A 1,184-nucleotide genomic window follows, 5' to 3' on the forward strand; every position below is an offset into this window, starting at 1 on the left:
CGACGCGCACGGGGTCAGGTTTTTCTTCTTCCCTTCGTAATAACAGCCGATGGTATGTAGGCGGGCAAAAGTAAAAACCTGACCTCGCTCGCGCGAGCTCATTGCAGCGATTTACACAGTTTTACAGTAACGCCGGCCATTCCGGACCCCAAATCCCGAATAATTGCCTAGACTACATCCCCGACCTGCATTGACGCCGAATCGCTTACGGGCGAATTGCCCGCCACCTTTCCAACAGCAAGGAACGAGCGGGCTCCGCCAGAGGGCACGCAGGGGGCTGACGAAGACGTGGCAAGAATCTCAGGCATGACTCTGCTTGCCAGCGCCGTCTGGTGATTTCATGGAAAGAAAGGAACACATCATGAGCAGTAGCATTGGCGGCATTGGCGGCAGCAGCGCGATAGACATGCGCGAGATACGGGAGATGAAACGCCCGGACCCGGCACAAATGGCCGACGCCTTGTTCTCCAAGCTGGACTCGGCAAAGCAGGGGTACATCGAGAAATCAGACCTTCAGGGGGTTTTCGCAAAAGTCTTTTCGTCGTCGTCCGCAAGCTCATCAGCGACAGCCGCAACGTCCGACAGCGCGTCGGTGGCCAACGAATTGTTTGCCAAACTGGACTCGAACGGCGACGGCAAGGTCACCAAGCAGGAGTTTTCCGACACCCTGAAGAAGGTCGGCGAGCAGCTCGACAGCCAGCTGATGCACGCGCGCACGACAGGAGCGATGGCGCGCGGTGGGGACGACGGAATTCAAGCCATCAACGGCCACCCCCCCCGCCCGCCCGAAGGGGCCGGCTTGAGCAAGGAACAGCTGAGCAGCGTGGCGAGCAAAATGGAGACCTCGAATAGCGATCTCTCCACCAACCTGACGGCGTTGGTGAAGAATTTTGATCAGGCCGACACCAATGGCGACGGCAAGATCAGCTTCCAGGAGGCACAGGCCTACCAGGAAAAAAGCGCCGCCGTCAGCTCCTCCGCGTCTACATCGTCGACGGCCAGCACCACAGGGAACAAGGCCGACACCACCTCGGACGCCCGGCTGATGTCACAAATCGCGCGCCTGATGGATGCCTACAGTATCGGCAATAGCAGCCGCGGCGGTGCGTCTGCCGAGTTGGCCAGCGCCTGAGCCTTGTTTGCCGCGCGTGACGGGGCAAAGCCATCCGTTACCAATCCGACAC

General features: G+C 59.5%; 1 protein-coding gene. It reads left to right on the forward strand.

The window, feature by feature from the left end:
• The first annotated feature begins 361 nt into the window (after window positions 1–361).
• Window positions 362–1,132, forward strand: coding sequence for an EF-hand domain-containing protein (locus tag RUW20_RS07270; RefSeq protein WP_313951541.1), 771 nt, complete (start codon window positions 362–364; stop codon window positions 1,130–1,132).
• Window positions 1,133–1,184: the final 52 nt, after the last annotated feature.

This window comes from Accumulibacter sp., from assembly GCF_032229525.1.
GTDB lineage: Bacteria > Pseudomonadota > Gammaproteobacteria > Burkholderiales > Rhodocyclaceae > Accumulibacter.

What these genes read in the sequence shown, in the direction of transcription:
- RUW20_RS07270 (WP_313951541.1), top strand. Translation starts at nt 362, where the DNA reads ATGAGCAGTAGCATTGGCGGCATTGGCGGCAGCAGCGCGATAGACATG.